The sequence below is a fragment of the Pseudomonas sp. B20 genome (assembly GCF_020515755.1).
Classification (GTDB): Bacteria; Pseudomonadota; Gammaproteobacteria; order Pseudomonadales; family Pseudomonadaceae; genus Aquipseudomonas; species Aquipseudomonas syringae.
Genome location: NZ_JAHPJG010000019.1, coordinates 103,732 through 119,864 on the forward strand (window position 1 = coordinate 103,732; position 16,133 = coordinate 119,864).

Annotated in this window: 17 protein-coding genes, 2 tRNA genes and 1 pseudogene; 4 read left to right on the forward strand and 16 right to left on the reverse strand. The window is 57.4% G+C overall.

What is annotated here, in order from left to right:
* Positions 1–47: 47 nt before the first annotated feature.
* From LIX91_RS18745 to LIX91_RS18755, 3 genes are all read right to left on the reverse strand, one after another.
* Positions 48–347, reverse strand: coding sequence for a hypothetical protein (locus LIX91_RS18745; protein ID WP_226488943.1), 300 nt, complete (start codon positions 345–347; stop codon positions 48–50).
* Entirely contained in the window at positions 347–595 is a 249-nt protein-coding gene (locus LIX91_RS18750) for a hypothetical protein (RefSeq protein WP_226488944.1), read from the reverse strand. The genes LIX91_RS18745 and LIX91_RS18750 overlap by 1 nt, the downstream gene beginning before the upstream one ends.
* Before the next feature lie 1,133 nt (positions 596–1,728).
* Positions 1,729–1,804, reverse strand: a tRNA-Thr gene (locus tag LIX91_RS18755).
* A 758-nt stretch (positions 1,805–2,562) separates the two neighbouring features.
* Between LIX91_RS18755 and LIX91_RS18765 the strand changes: the two genes are divergently transcribed.
* Both LIX91_RS18765 and LIX91_RS18770 read left to right on the forward strand, forming a co-directional pair.
* Positions 2,563–3,588 carry a J domain-containing protein gene (locus tag LIX91_RS18765; RefSeq protein WP_226488946.1) on the forward strand — a complete coding sequence of 342 codons (1,026 nt, stop codon included), beginning with the start codon at positions 2,563–2,565 and terminating at the stop codon, positions 3,586–3,588.
* A 442-nt stretch (positions 3,589–4,030) separates the two neighbouring features.
* Positions 4,031–4,357 (forward strand): DUF6124 family protein, encoded by a 327-nt coding sequence (locus LIX91_RS18770; RefSeq protein ID WP_226488947.1) that lies wholly within the window; start codon positions 4,031–4,033, stop codon positions 4,355–4,357.
* A 295-nt stretch (positions 4,358–4,652) separates the two neighbouring features.
* Here LIX91_RS18770 and LIX91_RS18775 read toward each other — a convergent pair whose 3' ends face one another.
* The 5 genes from LIX91_RS18775 to LIX91_RS18795 all read right to left on the reverse strand — a co-directional run bounded on the left by LIX91_RS18775 (position 4,653) and on the right by LIX91_RS18795 (position 8,925).
* Entirely contained in the window at positions 4,653–5,924 is a 1,272-nt protein-coding gene (locus LIX91_RS18775) for a methyltransferase (RefSeq protein ID WP_226488948.1), read from the reverse strand.
* 1 nt (position 5,925) lies between these two features.
* Positions 5,926–6,615 (reverse strand): ABC transporter permease, encoded by a 690-nt coding sequence (locus LIX91_RS18780; RefSeq protein WP_003318320.1) that lies wholly within the window; start codon positions 6,613–6,615, stop codon positions 5,926–5,928.
* Positions 6,612–7,307 (reverse strand): ABC transporter permease, encoded by a 696-nt coding sequence (locus tag LIX91_RS18785; RefSeq protein ID WP_103697227.1) that lies wholly within the window; start codon positions 7,305–7,307, stop codon positions 6,612–6,614. Before LIX91_RS18785 ends, LIX91_RS18780 begins: the two co-directional genes overlap by 4 nt.
* Before the next feature lie 66 nt (positions 7,308–7,373).
* Positions 7,374–8,138, reverse strand: a complete 765-nt coding sequence (locus LIX91_RS18790; protein WP_226488949.1) for an ABC transporter substrate-binding protein — start codon at positions 8,136–8,138, stop codon at positions 7,374–7,376.
* 13 nt (positions 8,139–8,151) lie between these two features.
* Positions 8,152–8,925, reverse strand: coding sequence for an ABC transporter ATP-binding protein (locus tag LIX91_RS18795; RefSeq protein WP_226488950.1), 774 nt, complete (start codon positions 8,923–8,925; stop codon positions 8,152–8,154).
* Between the two features lie 525 nt (positions 8,926–9,450).
* Between LIX91_RS18795 and gabP the strand changes: the two genes are divergently transcribed.
* On the forward strand, positions 9,451–10,842 hold the full coding sequence (gene gabP / locus LIX91_RS18800; protein ID WP_003413568.1) for a GABA permease: 1,392 nt from the start codon (positions 9,451–9,453) through the stop codon (positions 10,840–10,842).
* A gap of 57 nt (positions 10,843–10,899) precedes the next feature.
* Here gabP and LIX91_RS18805 read toward each other — a convergent pair whose 3' ends face one another.
* The 4 genes and pseudogenes from LIX91_RS18805 to LIX91_RS18820 all read right to left on the reverse strand — a co-directional run bounded on the left by LIX91_RS18805 (position 10,900) and on the right by LIX91_RS18820 (position 13,466).
* Positions 10,900–11,385 (reverse strand): hypothetical protein, encoded by a 486-nt coding sequence (locus LIX91_RS18805; protein ID WP_226488951.1) that lies wholly within the window; start codon positions 11,383–11,385, stop codon positions 10,900–10,902.
* Positions 11,386–11,528: 143 nt separating this feature from the next.
* Complete coding sequence (locus LIX91_RS25885; protein ID WP_410524759.1) at positions 11,529–12,035, reverse strand: methyl-accepting chemotaxis protein; 507 nt, start codon at positions 12,033–12,035, stop codon at positions 11,529–11,531.
* A 63-nt stretch (positions 12,036–12,098) separates the two neighbouring features.
* Positions 12,099–12,875 (reverse strand): annotated as a pseudogene (locus LIX91_RS25890) (PAS domain-containing protein); the annotation flags it as partial.
* 312 nt (positions 12,876–13,187) lie between these two features.
* Positions 13,188–13,466, reverse strand: a complete 279-nt coding sequence (locus tag LIX91_RS18820; protein WP_003318312.1) for a lipoprotein — start codon at positions 13,464–13,466, stop codon at positions 13,188–13,190.
* A gap of 216 nt (positions 13,467–13,682) precedes the next feature.
* On the opposite strand from LIX91_RS18820, the gene LIX91_RS18825 reads away from it, so the two are divergent.
* Positions 13,683–13,901, forward strand: coding sequence for a type II toxin-antitoxin system ParD family antitoxin (locus LIX91_RS18825; RefSeq protein WP_226488952.1), 219 nt, complete (start codon positions 13,683–13,685; stop codon positions 13,899–13,901).
* Between the two features lie 115 nt (positions 13,902–14,016).
* Here LIX91_RS18825 and LIX91_RS18830 read toward each other — a convergent pair whose 3' ends face one another.
* The 4 genes from LIX91_RS18830 to LIX91_RS18845 all read right to left on the reverse strand — a co-directional run bounded on the left by LIX91_RS18830 (position 14,017) and on the right by LIX91_RS18845 (position 16,042).
* Positions 14,017–14,385, reverse strand: coding sequence for a hypothetical protein (locus LIX91_RS18830; protein ID WP_177205373.1), 369 nt, complete (start codon positions 14,383–14,385; stop codon positions 14,017–14,019).
* Positions 14,385–14,801: a hypothetical protein gene (locus LIX91_RS18835; protein ID WP_226488953.1), complete on the reverse strand. Its 417-nt coding sequence runs from the start codon at positions 14,799–14,801 to the stop codon at positions 14,385–14,387. Before LIX91_RS18835 ends, LIX91_RS18830 begins: the two co-directional genes overlap by 1 nt.
* Positions 14,802–14,844: 43 nt before the next feature.
* Positions 14,845–15,507, reverse strand: a complete 663-nt coding sequence (locus tag LIX91_RS18840; RefSeq protein WP_226488954.1) for a hypothetical protein — start codon at positions 15,505–15,507, stop codon at positions 14,845–14,847.
* Between the two features lie 459 nt (positions 15,508–15,966).
* Positions 15,967–16,042, reverse strand: a tRNA-Phe gene (locus LIX91_RS18845).
* Between the last annotated feature and the right edge of the window lie 91 nt (positions 16,043–16,133).

Genomic DNA, 16,133 nt, shown 5'->3' on the forward strand with positions numbered 1-16,133 from the left:
CTGACCGAGATGGGAATCATGTGGGTTTTTGCCATTATTCACATGATCTACTGTATGTGCCTACACCACCAAGACTGTGCGTAAGCACAGCCATCGATATACTCAATCCCACTAAGAACAAAACCATTATGAGCCATCGCGGCCAATGTGACATCCAGCAAATCCGGCAGCAACTTTTGTTCCTTTGGCATACCGGCATCGAGCCAAGCAACATTTGTATTTCTGCCCAAATATTCGCAGTGAGTTGATCTGACCAGCACGCTTCCTTTTATTGCTTCGTATCGCTCCCTCTCCCTCCGCTCAAGCGCCACCCCCTTGAGCCTCATTGGAATCACCAAGACCTGCATCAGGCAGCACTGTCTGGTGCATTAAGGTCTAACTGAGCCTCAATAGCATAGGCTAATGCTCCGTCAGCGAGTTCCAGCATGTCACCGTATTCCTCCGGACTGACTATCTGCGAGGTGTGCAAGGCGCTTGCGCGCTGAACCAATAATTTATGGTGAGCACCAGGACTTATGAGCAACGTCGCGCTTTCTTCGAGCAGCGCGACCCAAGCATCGACCGCTGGCTTTTTCTCTGTGATCACTATGGCCATGAGCTTCTAATCCCCCCCTTAACTGTATTTTGCTGTATGTACATACAGTACATCTGGGCGTAAGCGTTTTGCCATCGCTGTCCGATGAATGACCGAATCAGCTAAGAGCGTCGATTACAGCAAAATCTGCTAGGGAATAAAAAACGCGAAGGAAAAGCACTTATCCCCCTCCCGCCGACGGGCTCCGCGTCCGTTTTTTGTGCAAATCCAGATGCGATGAAAGCACTACCCCAGCCCAAGCCAGCCGTGGGGTTGCGCAGGGGAGCGGCAATTGCACAACGTGCAAGCTTATGCAGAAAAATGTCAGCGCCTTACACAGTGAGCGACTGAGCGGTACAGATGGTGGCAAATCTCGGGGGCCCGGCCCGCTTGGGTGAAAAGTTGGAAAACCGAGGAGGAGGGTGGTTTTCCAAATCGACACCAGTCCTGAAGCGGCGCACCAGGGCATCGATAGCCAGATCAGGTCAAACCTCTACAACGCACGCAGGACGGGGGCTATAGCCGCACTCAGGATGCTTTGGACGTTGCACACGGTTACACGTGCTGGTGACGACCTGAAGACCTTAATCCGCTGCAGTCGGCGTTTTGAAAAAAGCCGTTTTAAATGAGATCGAATCTCAGGTATGGGAGGGTGTTTTCAAAAAGAGCGATATTAGCTATATGACCCACGAACCTAGGCTGGAGGCCACGGTTTTACTGGGCTGCGCGTATTACATCGAAAGGTAATATGAAGCGATATGAAAGGTAATATTTTCCTGAAACCCCCGGATTCATTGGGTTTTAGGAAATGAAAATATAGCTTTAGTAAAAGGTAATATTATCGCCTTTGTATCGCTTCAATATTACCTTTGCCCGGAAACGCTGAAAGCCACGGCCTGCAAGGGCTGCAGCCATTTTTCCAGAGCCGTATTACTAATATTACCTTTTTTCTGACCCCCCTCAGATTTTGAGCGGGGCACCCTGTACCGAGCGGTTGGCCAGGGTCTCGCGCTACTGCTCATGAGCGTCTGTAGCTGCGGTTGGAGCTCGACGTGGAGCGCGTAAGAGAGGCCCGATCGGTGGCCTTGTTACGTGGCTTATTACGTCTGGGGGAAAAAACAAGGGCCTGCATCGCTGCAAGCCCTTGATTTATATGGTGCCGGCACCAGGAGTCGAACCCGGGACCTACTGATTACAAGTCAGTTGCTCTACCAACTGAGCTATACCGGCGTAATGGGCTGCGAGTATATAGAGTCTGATGCGCTTGTAAAGCCTAGCTGTCTGATTCAGTTGAAAAAAATCGACCATTGGCGCCTCGGGTCGGATGCGGGCGGGTGGTGGTGCAGGACGTTTCTGTTGGTTTGGACGGATTGGTCTATGCGGCAGGGCGGATGGCGTTGAATTCGGGGGTTGATTTTGCCTTTGGCGCTCGTCGCTTGTGCCTGACAGAACGCTGGATTTTTAACCTGGTCGCGCAAACCAATGGGTCCAGCGTTGATGGCGATTTGGCGTACGAACAGGCACCCATCCGACCCCGCCATTTTTGGGCAGTTGCGGGGCAGGAGGGCTTTGCATAGGCTTGTTCTCAACGGCCCAGGCTACTGAGTCAGCAGCACGGGTCGTTAGCTTTTCAGCCATGCAGATAAAGGACTATCTGATGAGTGATGCGATGGATCGTAACCGGGTTTGGGGTGTTGTATGCCGCAGGCTGGTCATTCGCTGAAGAGTTGTTGAAGGATATTTGCAGGTGCGCCTGGCCTGTTGGCTTTGCGCAGGGTGGGGCTGAGGATGGCTGTCTGAATCGCATGAATGTGCGTCTGGATGCCGACGAAGGCTTCATCGATGTTTCAAGAAATGCCCGGATCCTCTGGATTCGGGCATTTTCTTGTGGGCTGGTTGCTGTTGCGTCGGATTTGCACTGGAGCTACCGGCTTTTTGGCCGATACAGCTGTATCGAAAATGGCAGTCAGCCATGGACAGCAAGTGCAATGCAGAGAACGCCTACGCATTACGAGCTGCTGAGTGTCGCTCGCGATGCCTCTCCTGAGCAGATCAAGAAGGCTTATCGCAAGCTGGCGCAGAAGCTGCACCCGGACAGGAATCCAGATCCTTACGCCTCGGACATGATGGGCGTCGTCAACGCGTCTCACGATGTGTTGGCTGACCCTTCGCGGCGTGCGGCTTATGATGCGCAGCTCGCTGCCAATGAGCACAAGGCGCGTATCGACGCTGCGCGCCGCAAGCAGGCGCATGCAGCGCGTGTGCAGTCGGTGCATGTGTATGCGGCCACTTCTGCAGCCACTGCTGCTGCGCCGTCTCAGGCGGCTCGTTCGGGGCCGGCGCCCAAGTCTTCGTCCCATGCTTCTGCATCCCCTTCCCGTGACAAGCGTCGTCGCAGTGCGTGGCGTTGGGCGCTGTTGTTTGTGGTGTTCTGCGCGGGTGGCGCGTGGATGGGCTACGACCCGGGTGCAGGCAAGTCGTTTGTGCCGTCCGAGCCTGCGCCGGTTGCGCAGACATGGGTCAAGCCCGCACCTGCGACGCCTGCCGCGCCGGTCGAGGAGCCTGTAGCGAGCCCGGCCAAGCCGGTGGATGCGGCGGCGTCCGAGTGTGGTGTGCCGGCGCTTGATCCGATGGGCGCGCCGTGGCCGGACAAGGCGGGCTATGTGAAGGACATGCCGGTGCTCAAGGACAACGGTTGGTCGCAGATCACTGTGGATAACTCGGCGGGCGAGTCGGCGGTGTATGCCAAGGTTACGGATGCGGTGGGGCGCAGGGCGTTTCGGCATGCGTTTGTGCCGGCCGGGGCGGTGTTTACGTTCGCCAAGATGGACCCGGGGCTGTACCTGCTCAAGTACAAGATGATGAGTACCGGCTGTGCATTTGCGTCGGGTCGGATTTTGCTGGAGGAGACGCCGATGGGCAGTCAGATCAAGTCCAGTGCCTACAAGCTGACGTTGCGCAAGCTGCAGAACCGCAGTGTGCCGTTTGCGCGGTTGAAGGATGATCAGTTTTAGTAGTGAGTCATGACAGGAATGCGGCGCTGCGTATTCAGTCTTCGCGAACAAGTTCGCTCCTACGGCCTTCGGCCAGAATCAAAGCGTCGTACTGTGAACTCACCTTTTGCAACGCTTTCAGGCGCGTTTTTGCAGGCACCGTCTCTTTCTTTTGAAGGACATTTCCGAGAGAATCCCCGACCGCTTGCGCCCCTCTATCTGGGCTTCTACTCTCCGCCCGTCGCTGCCTATCAGCGATCGGGTTTAGTCGCCCGGATTTGAGTTAAGGCGTATCGCGTCGCTGTTTTGTTCAGGTCTTCTTCCTGCACTCTATGGCGGCTGTGCGTGAGGGCACCTTCGGGTGCGCCGGTCTTAGCTCCCGGTCGACTAACCTTTCGCACAGCTGCCACCTCAATCGTTTAGTCGCGATCCAGTGGCAGTTCCATTGAGGAGAGAGCTAAGCATGGTCAAAGTAACCCCCGATCCGCCCAACAAACCGTCCAGCGGCGCACCAGTCTTCGACAAGGCTGTGGTCAAGCGCGCCATGGAGTGTTACCTGCCAATCTCCCGACCGGCCAAGGAACCCCACGACAGCAAGTTCGACTTCATCAGCCTGGAAGCCACCCTGGTGCACGCGCTGGATTTTCTGCGCTGCGCATCGGCCACCGCTCACGAACTCGGCGATGAACTGACCGGTTCGCAACGCGATCTGGCGTTCGCTTCCATGCACATGCTGGAAATGGCCAAAGTCATGGTCGAGCGCTCGCTGGAGTGTGTCGAAGAGGCCTGAAATCTTGCGCCGGACAGGTCGTGCACAGGCGTCTGCGTGTGCACGATTGGGCCGCGCAAAACGCTTGCGCCAGAGCCTTTACCAAATCTTTATGCACAATTTGCTGATAAAGATTTGCGCAGCCGGGTAATTATGTGCAGTCGGGCGCATTGAGCCGCAAGGCATTGTTTTTGCGGGTTACGGGAAGGATTGCGGAAAAAAATAAGGGGCTTCAGTAACTGGCGCGCCAAGCTTTAACGCACTCATCCACATTTTCATCAACAGACTTATCCACAGGTTGCTCAACCGATTTGAGTCACAATTTTCGGGCCAAAATCAGCAGGTTGCGCGGTGTAATTCGGCTGTCACAGAAAGTGCCAACGCTCACGCTGTAACCCTGCTCACGCACATACATCGCCCTGTCCAGCACCAGCCACATCTCCAGCGGACGCCGAAACAGATCGCGGACCAGTTCCAGATTGCGCACTTCGGCCAGTCTCTTCCAGCCAGCGGCCTCCAGGGCGGCCCAGTCCTGCTGACCCGGCGCGGGCAGATGCTTGAGTTTTGCCAGATGGTTGCAGTAGTCCGCGTAGGACGCATCCAGCCATGACGTCGGCAGCGAGGGTGTGGGCAAGTAGTCATCAATGCCGCGCAGGCGGCGCTGCAGCAGGTCGAAGCCCAGGCGGCGGGCCATCGAGATGTCGCGTTGACGGCGTACGCGTGCGCTGGCCGTCACGGTTTCACTGAGGGGCAGACCCAGCTCGTCTCGCGACAGCTTCAGGCCGGACGCCTTGCCATCGCTGGACAGCGCCTGATACAGGTCGTGCCGGGTGCGGTTATAGCAGCACGGCGCAATCGCCATACGCCGACAGCCCGTCTGGCTGGCCAGCTCCATCAACTGAATGTGCAGGTCGCCACACGCATGCAGCGCCACAGGCGTGTGTTCGGGTTGCAGGTAGCGCCACGTGTCGTCGGCCATGACATCCTGCTGCACATGTCTGGCGTCGATGCCTTGCCGCGTGCTCAGGGCCAGGCCTGCTTCGATCAGCGCCGGGTCGTGCTCCAGACAGGTCAGACGCTGGCCGGGCCCGGTCAGGCGGCGCCCCAGATGGCCTTTGCCAGCGCACCAGTCCAGCCAGTGAGTTGTGCTGTCACGCATGTCCAGATGGCTGGCGAAGGCTTCGATCTGCTGCCACTTGCGCCCCGGCACATCGACACTCATGCGCGGCTCGACCGGCTGCAGAGCGTGCACGGGCAGTTCGGCGACGTGGCTCAGCGCGACGGCTTCGGCGGCCAGTTGCTTGAACGGGAAGGGCGCGTCGAGGTGTTCCGGGTGGTTGTGCGCGGCCTCGGCCTGTTCCAGCGTGCGTTGTCGCAGCCAGTGCGCGAGGTCCGGGTATTTGTCTTCCCACGGCAGGGCCAGGTGCGTGAACGGCTTGGGCCGCCACAAGGCCTGATGCGCGAACAGGAAGCTGTCCAGCGCACCGAAGTGGCTGTCGAGGTGTTCATCCTGCAAGGGAGGTTCAGAGGGCATGGTGGCGGCCTCGTGGGGCAAAGTGCTGACTGGATCGACGCCAGCACCTTTCATATCAGCGCCCCTGGCTGGCGTCTACACGCAATAGTTTTTCCAGCAGCCGGAAGCCCTGCACCAGCACGAAGGTCATGACCAGATAGAACATGCCGGCGGCGAAGAAGATTTCCACCGGCAGGTAGGTGCGGGCGATGATCGTGCGCGCCATGCCGGTCAGTTCCAGCAGGGTGACGGTGCTGGCCAGCGCACTGGCCTTGAGCATCAGGATCACTTCGTTGCTGTAGGCCGGCAGGCCGATACGTGCTGCGCGTGGTAGGACGATGTAGAACAGCGCCTTCCATTTCGACATGCCCAGCGCCCGTGCCGCTTCGACTTCACCTGGCGGCACGGCCTGCATGGCGCCACGCAGGATCTCGGCGATGTAGGCGGCGGTGTGCAGGGTCATGGTCACCACGGCACACCAGAACGGGTCGCGCAGGTACGGCCACAACGCACTCTGGCGCACCGACTCGAACTGCGCCAGCCCGTAATAGACCAGAAACAGTTGCACCAGTAGCGGTGTGCCGCGGAAGAAAAAGATGTAGGCGTAGGGCAGGGCGCGCACCGGCCAGTGACGCGATGCGCGGGCGATGCCCATCGGGATGGCGAGGATCAGCCCGGCGATGACAGCAATCGCCACCAGTTCCAGGGTGAGGGTCGCGCCCTGTGCCAGGCGGGGCAGCCACTTGATGATGACTTCCCAGTTCATGACGCGCTCCTCAGAAAGCCGCGACTGGCGCGTTTTTCAAGGAAGTACATGCCGGCCATGGCCAGCACGGTCAGGCCCAGGTACATGAAGGCCGCGACCATGTAGAAAGTGAACGCTTGCTTGGTGAAGCCCACGGCGATCTGCGCGTGCCGCATGATTTCTTCCAGGCCGATCACCGAGACCAGCGCGGTGTCTTTCATCAGAATCATGAACAGGTTGCCCAGGCCGGGCAGGGCGATGCGCCACATCTGCGGCAGGACCAGTTTGAAGAGGATGCGCGAGCGTGACATGCCCAGCGCCAGCCCGGCTTCGCGGTGGCCTTTGGGGATGGCCAGAATCGCGCCGCGAAACACTTCGGTCGCGTAGGCGCCAAAGCAAATGCCCAGGGCGATGACCCCGGCAGCAAAGGCGCTGAGGGCCAGGTCGGGAATGTCGAACAGTTTGCCCAGGGCGCGCATGCCGTTGACGGTGCCGAAGTAAATCAGCAGCACCCAAAGCAGTTCGGGAATGCCGCGTACCAGGGTCGAGTAGGTACTGCCCAGCCATTGCAGCGGCTTGTAGGGCGAGGTCTTGGCCAAGGCGCCGAGCAGTCCGAGCACCAGCCCCAGGCACAGGGCCGAGAGTGCAAGCTGGACCGTCACCAGCGCGCCAGCCGCAAGGGCCGGGCCGAATCCGTGGAGATCAATGTTCATGGGCAGGCTTTGTCAGGGCCGGTCGCCGCGCTTCAACAGGAAGCGGCGGCGACGCGGTCAGGTGAATCAGAGGATGCTGAAAGGGAAATACTTGTCGTTGATCTTCTTGTAGGTGCCGTCAGCGATGATTTCTTTCAGGGCAACGTTCAGGCGCTCACGCAAAGCCTCGTCACCCTTGCGCACGGCAATGCCGATCTTGTCGTCTTCCACGACAGGCTCGCCCTTGAACTCGAATTTCTGACCCGCTTCGCTTTTCAGCCACTCGAAGCTGACGTATTTGTCGGCCAGCATGGCGTCGACGCGACCGGAGGACAGGTCGAGGAAGGCGTTTTCCTGAGTGTCATAGAGTTTGGGGTCCATGATCCCGAGCTTGTCTTCCAGCCAGGTGGCAGCCAGCGTCGAGCGCTGTGCACCCACTGACTTGCCGGCAAGGCTCTCTTTGGCCTTTTCAATGCTCGATACGTCGATCGAGGAGGTTCTCGGCGCGATGAATTGCAGCTTGTTCGAGTAATACGGGTTGGTGAAATCGACCACCGCCTTGCGCTCTTCGGTGATCGACAGCGACGAGATCAGGAAGTCGAACTTACTGGCTATCAACGCCGGGATGATGCCGTCCCAGTCGGACGTCACCGCTTCGCACTCGACCTTCATCCTGGCGCACAGGGCCTGGCCGATTTCATAGTCGAAGCCCACCACTTGGCCACTTGCGTCCTTGTTGTTGAACGGCGGGTAGGCACCTTCGATGCCCATTTTCATTTTTTCAGCAAAGGCACTGCCGCTGAAGGCAAGGGTGGCCGCTGCGATCAGCAAGATCTTTTTGTACGACTGCATGGGTGTTGCTCCGTTAGCGGTGACTCGACATGAATTGTTTGCACCTTGCCGACAGCGGGTTTTCGAATACTTGCTGCGGTGTGCCCTGTTCTTCGACCATTCCCTGATGCAAAAACACCACTTCACTTGATACCTGACGTGCAAAATTCATTTCGTGGGTCACCAGCAGCATGGTCCGGCCTTCTTCAGCCAGTGCGCGGATGACGCCGAGTACTTCCTGAACCATCTCCGGGTCGAGGGCCGAGGTCGGCTCGTCGAACAGGATAACCTTTGGTTGCATGGCCAGCGTACGCGCAATGGCGGCGCGTTGCTGCTGTCCGCCGGAAAGTTGTGCCGGGTAGGCATAGCGCTTGTCGGCGATACCTACCTTGGCCAGCAGCTCTTCAGCCACCGCGATGGCTTCGGCCTTGCTCTGACCGAGGACGCGACGCGGGGCTTCGATGATGTTATCGAGCACGCTCATGTGCGGCCACAGGTTGAAATTCTGGAACACGAAGCCGATCTGGCTGCGCAGGCGATTGATCTGCCGGTTATCGGCGGCAATCAGGTCGCCGTTGCGCGCGGCCTTGAGCTTCAATTCTTCGCCGGCCACCAGAATCTGGCCCTGATGCGGGTTTTCCAGCAGGTTGATGCAGCGCAGCAACGTGGACTTGCCGGAACCGGAGGAGCCGAGGATCGATATGACGTCGCCGTCGCGAGCCGTCAGCGAGATGCCTTTGAGCACCTCAAGCTGATCGTAGCGCTTGTGCAGGTTGCGGATTTCCAGGGCGGGCGTGGCCTCGGCCATGTGGGGTCCTCGTTGAAGTGTGCGCGCTGGCTGCCAGCGAACGCCAAGCTAGCACAGCGTTTAAAGGACAACCATCGACGTATTGTGTCCAGCGTGGAGGCGCTCGACGGGTTGTCAGATCCGGGCAGCGGACGGTCGCAAGAAGGCAAGCACGGTGCCCTGTAAAACGGGGACGTGCGCGAAAAAGGCGCGATGTTGCCAGCTTTGGGCTGGTGTTGGAAGTAGCATTTGCTGAGCGGCGGTCTGATTTCTGCACCATGTTCGCGCTTGGAAGAAGGTTTGGGGCGTTTTTGGTGCGTGCATAGAGACGAATCTGAGGCGTTTGGTAACAAATCCTACAGACTGCGTATAAAAGCCATCGCCTTGCACGCTTCACGGGTCAAGCCACAGCCCTCGTATTCTCTAAGCGACGTCGTTTTCGAAATATTTTGGCGCAATTCTTGCGTCAAATATAAAGAACGGCACCGTAGGTTTCTTTTTACGTAACGCTCCGGTGTGCCTCGCTCGTCTTGCACAGGTGGTTTTATGAGCAGTACCGCTAACTCTTCCGAGCTCGAACAAGGGCTGAAACCTCGACACATTACGATGCTGTCGATTGCTGGCGTGATTGGCGCCGGGTTGTTCGTCGGCTCCGGCCACGCGATTGCCGAAGCCGGGCCTGCCGTGCTGCTGGCGTATGCCGCTGCAGGTACGCTGGTGGTGCTGGTGATGCGCATGCTGGCCGAAATGGCCGTTGCCTCGCCTGACACCGGTTCGTTTTCAACCTATGCCGACCGCGCTATCGGTCACTGGGCCGGTTTCACCATCGGCTGGTTGTACTGGTGGTTCTGGGTACTGGTCATCCCGCTGGAGGCCAACGCTGCTGCAACCATCCTCCATGCCTGGTTCCCCGACATCGCGATCTGGATGTTCACGCTGGTCATCACCTTGCTGCTGACGGCGACCAACCTGTTCAGCGTGAAGAACTACGGTGAATTCGAGTTCTGGTTTGCGCTGATCAAGGTGGTGGCGATCATCGCCTTCGTGGTGCTGGGTGTTGCGGCGATCTTCGGTCTGCTGCCCACCAGCAACGTCAGCGGCGTCAGCCATCTGTTCGATACCGGCGGCTTCCTGCCAAACGGTATGGGCGCGGTGCTGGCAGCGATGCTGACCACCATGTTCTCGTTCATGGGTACCGAGATCGTCACCATCGCAGCGGCCGAGTCCAAGAACCCTGGCAAGCAGATCACCAAGGCCACCAATTCGGTGATCTGGCGGATCTTCCTGTTCTATCTGGTTTCGATCTTCATCGTTGTATCGCTGGTGCCGTGGAACGACCCGCGCCTGGCCGAGGTGGGTTCGTATCAGACCGTACTCGATGCAATGGGCATCCCGAACGCCAAGCTGATCGTCGATCTGGTGGTCCTGGTCGCTGTGACCAGCTGCCTGAACTCGGCCCTGTACACCGCTTCGCGCATGCTCTTCTCGCTGGGCAAGCGTGGCGATGCACCGGCCGTGTCCAAGCGCACCAGCAAGGGCGGCACGCCTCACTGGGCGGTGATCATGTCGACTGCGGCGGCGTTCCTGACTGTGTTCGCCAACTACATCGCGCCTGCGGCCGTGTTTGATTTCCTGCTCGCCAGCTCCGGTGCCATCGCACTGCTGGTGTACCTGGTGATCGCGGTGTCGCAGCTGCGTATGCGCCAGAAGCGCATTGCTGCGGGCGAGGCCATCGACTTCAAGATGTGGCTGTTCCCATGGCTGACCTGGGCGGTGATCGCGTTCATCGTCGCGGTGCTGACCATCATGCTGCTGCAGGAAGAGCATCGCCTCGAAATCATCGCCACCGGCGTGCTCAGCCTGTTGGTGATCGGCGCTGGCCTGATCGTATCGCGTCGCCGCAAGGACGGACGCGTGGGCGCTGCTGCGCTGGGTTGATCGCGCCCTTGGGCGGATGACGTTCGTGCCAATGCCACGCATTGGCACGATCCTCTATCAGCGTGCGGCTCTGGTGTCTCTCTTCATCAGCAGGTCGGACGCCAGCGTGTAATCCTTCTGGAAGGCAGGGCTTTCGATCCACTCGATTGCGCTGTCTTCGTCTTCATCGTGGTACATGGCGCGGTACACGATGAGCAGGCCCATCATGAAGTCCGTGGCCGGGTCTTCGTCCTCTTCGGAAATCACCAGCGTCAGCACCGGGTACTGCAGGAAGACGACGCACAGCGCGAGCTGGCTGATCGCCTCTGCTTGCTTCATGGCCGTGAACAGGTCGTCGTAGTCGGCCGGGTCAAAACCGTTCTCGACAATGTCGCTGAAGTCGAAGGTATTAAGGTCGAGCTCGACGTCGTCGAACGGCTGGTTGACCAGCGCCGAGGCAAACACCGGATGAACCAGGCTGGTTGCAGCCTTGCCCGAGCGGTTCTGCTTGGCCTTGATCTTTGCGCGCTTGGCACGTTTTTGCTGCTTGTCTGGCGAGGCCATGAGCGGTCCTTTGGCTGGCGTTGGGTGCAATGGGCGCTATTGAAGCGCAGACGGGCCCGATAACCAAGGTTTGTGCAGTAATCAGCGGTCGATAAAAAACCCGCAACATGCGGGTTTTTGATTTGCGGGGTATTACCGACGCGTCACCGCTTACCCGGCTTTGCGAACGCTTCGGCTTCATCCATGCGGTTGGCGAACATGCTGACTGCCTCGACCGCATCGCTTGCGCCATCGCGGATCTGCACAATGACCTGTCCAGCCTGATCTGCCAGTGTCACACCGCGAATGGCACCTTCCTGCGTGGTGTCCATGCTCGCCACCGCTTCACGTGTTTCGGCGAGGATCTTGCCAATCATTTCGGCAATTTCGGTGGTCGAGCCGCTGGTACGTCCCGCCAGTTGCCTGACTTCGTCGGCCACCACGGCAAACCCGCGGCCCTGATCACCCGCCCGGGCCGCCTCGATGGCTGCGTTGAGCGCCAGCAGGTTGGTCTGATCGGCGATGCCGCGAATGGTGTTGACGATAGCGGTGATCTGCTCGGAGCGGTCGCCCAGCTGACTCACCAGCCTCGCCGATGCACCGATGTTTTCGGAGATCTGACGCATCTCCCGCGCCGTGTCCTGAATGACCAGGGTTCCCTGTTCGGCCACTTTCTCGGTTTCTGCCGAGATATGGTAAGCGCGCGATGCACCGTGCGCGTCTGCTTCCTGTTTTTCGACGCGTTGGGTAATGTCGCTGGCGAACTTGACGATTTTGTAGAGTTTGCCGTCGACATCAAAAACCGGGTTATAGGTTGCTTCCAGCCAGACAACCCGACCCTGTTTGCCGATACGTTTGAACTGGTCGCCGATGAACTCGCCGTGGTTCAACTTGCGCCAGAACTCGGTGTATTCCGGACTGTTGACCAGTGTCGGCTCGCAGAAGGTTCGGTGGTGTTTGCCCTTGATCTCGGTCAGCGCATAACCCATGACGTTCAGGAAGTTGTTGTTGGCGGTTATCACATTGCCGTTGGGTTCGAATTCGCAGATAGCCATCGCCCGGTCTACCGCTGCCAGCTTGCTGTTGGTTTCGTTCTCCGACATCACGCGTGTGGTGACGTCCAGGGCGTACTTGACCACCTTGACTACGTTGCCCTGCGCATCGGTTACCGGGTTGTAGCTGGCTTCGAGCCAGACGCTGTGGCCGTTCTTGCCGACGCGTTTGAAAGTGCCCGAGATGAATTTCCCGGCCTTCAGGGATGCCCAGAGATCAGCGTACTCGCGGCTGCGGAGCATTTCCGGTTCGCAGAAGTCGCGATGCGTCTTGCTTGTCAGTTCTTCGGCCCGATAGCCCATCGCCGCGAGGAAGTTATCGTTGGCACGAAGTATTTTGCCATCGAGACTCAGCTCGATCACCGCCATCGATTTTTCCAGCGCGCTTGTCAGTCCGTTGAGTCCATCTACCTGGGCCTTCATGGCCGTCAGCTCAGCTTTGTTCTTATTTCCGAACATAACGTGCCCCTTGGTGTATTTGCGGACTTACTGTGATGAGGCTATCGACTCGAAAGGCTGCAGCATGAATGTGCATTGCTACAATCGAAAAAATAAATCAAGTATTTTTTTTGACGCCAGAAGACGCGCAGGTCTGATTTGCCAGGAAAAGCATTCGGCAATGAGTTCGGGGCTAATGCGGAGGTGGTTTGCCCGCCAGATTCCGGACAAAGAAAAGCCCGCGATGGGGGAGCGGGCTTAAGGATTCACACTTGGGAGCAGCTCTACAATGACGCGGCCGCTGTGAAAACTTTGTGAAGAGTTTTCACTGTTTTACTTTTTTTCAGGCTGAATGGTATTGGTCACTTCGGACGTCGGCACGAAGGTCTTCGACTCTTCGGCAGCCGCTTCCTTGGACTCGGCTTTATCCTTGGCCGCTTCGGTGTTCTCTTTGGCCGCTTCGTTCACTTTGTCCTGAGCAGACTCCATCTTCTCCTGGGATTTCTCCTGATGCGCCTGAGCGTCCTGTGCCTTCTGTTCGGATTTGCTGTCGCAGGCAGCCAGACCCAGAGTGGCGGCGAGGATGAGGGCGGAGGCGGTTAACTTGAGCACGGAATTTTCCTTGTGGAAGCAAATGTATGGCTTCGAGGGTGGACGGGGAAAATTAGTTCAATGGGATGGGGGGGAGGGCTCTGGATGGCTGGTCTTGAGGGGCTCGAAGCTCTGGGCTTCCGCGCTGCTTAACGCATGTGTGAGCATGCCTCTTCCAGGCGAAGGCCTCTCGCAGTCGATAACCGATTCTTGAGTTCAATTATGGAGACCGTACGGATGACCGATCAACAAGTCGCCTCGATAAGCGCGCAGACTGACGTGGACACGTACACCCGCGACAGCGAACATATTCGCGACTTGATTCTTCGCAAACAGGCCCGGAGCGCAGACATCGAAGCCATCCGGCTTGCGCTGATCGAAGGCGAGTCCAGCGGGGAACCTCGTCCATTCAGCGCCGATGAGTTCAAGCAGAGAATGTTGAAAGCGAATGGCTGACTATCTAGCTCATTTGCTATCACCAACCCTGATTAGGAATGTATCTCTACCGCTTAGCTGAATCAGAGGCGCAAATGTGCGCAATGAGAAACCCGACGCCAAGCCGGGCTCTACGCTATGGCTTATAGAGCCAGTCGCGAGACTCGGCATTAGCCCTAAGGATCTTTGCTTTTTTCTCGATCTCTTTCTTTTCGTAATCACTGAAATCGATCAGGACGTGCTCGGGAAACTCTTCTGGGTCGGCCACGGTTGGCAGTCCAAGTGCTAGGCACTCTCCCGCGGTGATAGAAACAACGCCGGCAGAACGGCAGTCCTCCCTTGCGGTGAAGTGAGCGTACGAGGCGTCTGGCGTAATCAAGTCACCGTCATACGAAGAAAGCTTTTTGTCGTCCTTGGGGGTTGGGCGAAACACTTGAGAGGTGATTTTCCCGTCTTGAACAAAACTAGGGTGAACCTGGCGCAGCAACTGAGTTTGATCATCCATCACACTTCACCCTTTGCCGCCTTGGAAATGAAATCTATTAGCGAATCAACGTCAGCTTTGGCTTCGAGATTCAGCTCCATAAAGGTGTCTGCTCCATCCTGGATGTTAAGCCCATGTAGCTCAGCTGTTTTTTCTTTTGGAAAGATTTCAAGGCTGACGTCTTGGTTGCCTGTCCTCCACTCCAGCTGGAAGCCACCTTCGGCAGTAGGGTAGATAAATGGTGTTGGCAGCGTAGCTGGGTACTGGTCCCTAAAGAATGACTCTATCCAATCAAACTCTTGAGGGCTGGGAACCACGCCGCGACCGTCAAGCCATCCGACTCTCAAAAGTCTGAGCTCATCCAGTCGTGCTAGCGGGTCATTAGATTCAATAATGACTGCGTCCTCAATAAGGTCCAGAGAGTGGAGCTTTTCCATCCGGTCGAATCTGCCAACACCCGACACTGAGATTTTAAGGCCTTCACGAAATCCTCGCGTAGCCATCAAGGATGGTGTCGAGATGTATTGCATCCATTTTTGCAGTGATTTTTTTGCTATCGGGTAACAGCAGCTCAAAGCTCATTTTCGCTTGATCAATCTCAGGTACTAACCCTCGGACAGTGACTTCATCCGTAAGAACCTGATTCTGTGATGCTAGCAGAAGCCTACGCCGGGTTACCTTTGAAAGCCTGGCAGGCCGATCAGTACCTGGTCTAAATTCCAATACCTCCCCATCACGCAAACCTCTGCCGAATCTGTCGAAATAGCCAAGCAGCGTAGCGGGTATGTGCTCTGTAATCGAAAAACCCTGTTCGGCAGCGTCGATTGCATTGCCGATCGACTGCGCCGCTTGAAAGAAATAGCCCTCATTAGCAGCAGCGAATAGCCCGGCGGTGGGGTCATTGTATTCAATCACGATGCTGGGGACAGCGCTTCCCTCGCCGACAGAAGACAGGTTTATGGATAAGTGATCCGTAAACCCTTTAGGCGCTCGGACTCTGCCGTGTTGCTGTACGAACTTCCACTTGGCTACGGCCACCACGAATTCTTCGAGGGCTGCCAAATCCTTGAGCAGCTCCAATGGAATCGTATGGTCATCAAACCGTGCGCCGACAAGCCGCGGTGCGACAAATGGCCTTTTCATGCGACGTCCTTTTCTTAAGTCATGACTGTTTTATAGTGGCGCAGGTTGAAAATCCCGCCGCGCCCTACGACACAGCCTCCATTTCGGTGGCAGCTGGTTACTCTGTCATGTGCTAAGAAATTCGAGCAAGCGAAAATATGGTGCCAACGATTTCAGGCGCGCGATTAGCAGTGATGAAGTCAAACCGGGTTGCCACGAAGCGGTAGATGCGTCTTGTGTAATGAGCTGGCATCCTCCCGTCCAAGGTATAAGCTTCACTTCGTTTTTGTGGTATCTGACCTTGGTGAGGTGAGCGCTTTGCTGGCTTGTTTTGACTAGACTTCCAGACCGAGCTGGTTCCGCCCTCGATCTTTGTGGCCTGCCGGGGAGCATCCGCAAACCCCAGACAACAAAAAGCCCGCACGAGGCGGGCTTCTTGTGTGCTTTCAGGCGTGCTTGGCATCACCTGAAAACGGAAGGTGGTGCCCAGAGACGGAATCGAACCGCCGACACGGGGATTTTCAATCCCCTGCTCTACCGACTGAGCTATCTGGGCAACGGGGCGCATTAGACGTGTTTTTCAGGAGGTCGTCAAGCGTGTTTTTTAAAAAATTTGAATTATTACCGACGCTTACGACCTTCACTGC

Coding starts and splice junctions, on each gene's coding strand:
- LIX91_RS18840 (WP_226488954.1), bottom strand. CDS start 15,507: ATGAAAAGGCCATTTGTCGCACCGCGGCTTGTCGGCGCACGGTTTGAT.
- LIX91_RS18835 (WP_226488953.1), bottom strand. CDS start 14,801: ATGGAAAAGCTCCACTCTCTGGACCTTATTGAGGACGCAGTCATTATT.
- LIX91_RS18745 (WP_226488943.1), bottom strand. CDS start 347: ATGCAGGTCTTGGTGATTCCAATGAGGCTCAAGGGGGTGGCGCTTGAG.
- LIX91_RS18780 (WP_003318320.1), bottom strand. CDS start 6,615: ATGAACTGGGAAGTCATCATCAAGTGGCTGCCCCGCCTGGCACAGGGC.
- LIX91_RS18830 (WP_177205373.1), bottom strand. CDS start 14,385: ATGGATGATCAAACTCAGTTGCTGCGCCAGGTTCACCCTAGTTTTGTT.
- LIX91_RS18825 (WP_226488952.1), top strand. CDS start 13,683: ATGACCGATCAACAAGTCGCCTCGATAAGCGCGCAGACTGACGTGGAC.
- LIX91_RS18775 (WP_226488948.1), bottom strand. CDS start 5,924: ATGAAAGGTGCTGGCGTCGATCCAGTCAGCACTTTGCCCCACGAGGCC.
- LIX91_RS18785 (WP_103697227.1), bottom strand. CDS start 7,307: ATGAACATTGATCTCCACGGATTCGGCCCGGCCCTTGCGGCTGGCGCG.
- gabP (WP_003413568.1), top strand. CDS start 9,451: ATGAGCAGTACCGCTAACTCTTCCGAGCTCGAACAAGGGCTGAAACCT.
- LIX91_RS18770 (WP_226488947.1), top strand. CDS start 4,031: ATGGTCAAAGTAACCCCCGATCCGCCCAACAAACCGTCCAGCGGCGCA.
- LIX91_RS18790 (WP_226488949.1), bottom strand. CDS start 8,138: ATGCAGTCGTACAAAAAGATCTTGCTGATCGCAGCGGCCACCCTTGCC.
- LIX91_RS18750 (WP_226488944.1), bottom strand. CDS start 595: ATGGCCATAGTGATCACAGAGAAAAAGCCAGCGGTCGATGCTTGGGTC.
- LIX91_RS18805 (WP_226488951.1), bottom strand. CDS start 11,385: ATGGCCTCGCCAGACAAGCAGCAAAAACGTGCCAAGCGCGCAAAGATC.
- LIX91_RS18795 (WP_226488950.1), bottom strand. CDS start 8,925: ATGGCCGAGGCCACGCCCGCCCTGGAAATCCGCAACCTGCACAAGCGC.
- LIX91_RS18765 (WP_226488946.1), top strand. CDS start 2,563: ATGCAGAGAACGCCTACGCATTACGAGCTGCTGAGTGTCGCTCGCGAT.